This window comes from Oleiphilus sp. HI0066 (assembly GCF_001635725.1).
Genome location: NZ_LWFH01000381.1, coordinates 1 through 678 on the forward strand (window position 1 = coordinate 1; position 678 = coordinate 678).

At 41.7% G+C, this 678-nt stretch carries 1 protein-coding gene and 1 pseudogene; both read right to left on the reverse strand.

The window, feature by feature from the left end; all coding sequences use genetic code 11:
- Positions 1-467 (reverse strand): AMIN domain-containing protein (locus tag A3738_RS05255; RefSeq protein WP_156503983.1); only part of this gene is annotated, 467 nt, incomplete at its 3' end.
- A pseudogene (locus tag A3738_RS31820) lies at positions 467-678 on the reverse strand (hypothetical protein); the annotation flags it as partial. The gene A3738_RS05255 and the pseudogene A3738_RS31820, both read right to left, overlap by 1 nt.

A 678-nucleotide genomic window follows, 5' to 3' on the forward strand; every position in this document is an offset into this window, starting at 1 on the left:
TCACGTTTGCCACCTGAGCTATTTAATTGCTTAACAGGCTTATATTCTTTTACCTTCGAAAGATAAAGATCAACAACCAAACGATCTCCATAGCTCTCATTCGGCTTAAGCAAAAAGCTTTTCGGTTTTACCGAAGCTTTCAGATCCAACACAATTCTGAGATCAGTGTTATTTCTCACAGCGCTCCTTATTTTTTTAATAGGAGATCCTTCCAAAGAAACAGCGTCAAAACGAGTATTCTTCTTTACATTCTTAATATCTAAAACAACACGTGGAGGATTATTCAATGTCATCAACTGGTGTGATGTTGAACCGCCAAGATCAAACACTAAACGAGAATGGTCAGGCGCATTCCATAACCTCGCATCATTGATTGCTATATTGGCCGCAAATGCACTGTGCGACCAAAAGCCGAGCACAAAACATAAGCATAGGTAATGGGCCATTCTAGAAAAAACGAATCGCATCAGCGGCTCCCCGCTATAAGAACATCGAAATCAACACCCGAAAAAGCAGAATGTTCAGCAACTAACAACTCACAGCAGCGACTTTCAGCTTCAATATTCATCGAAAGGGTTACGTCTGCTTTAGGCAAAAGCCCTTCACCCCGTGCCGGCCACTCCACAAAGCAAAGGATTCGATCTTGTTCACATAGATCTGGATTAAGAAAATCGCGCA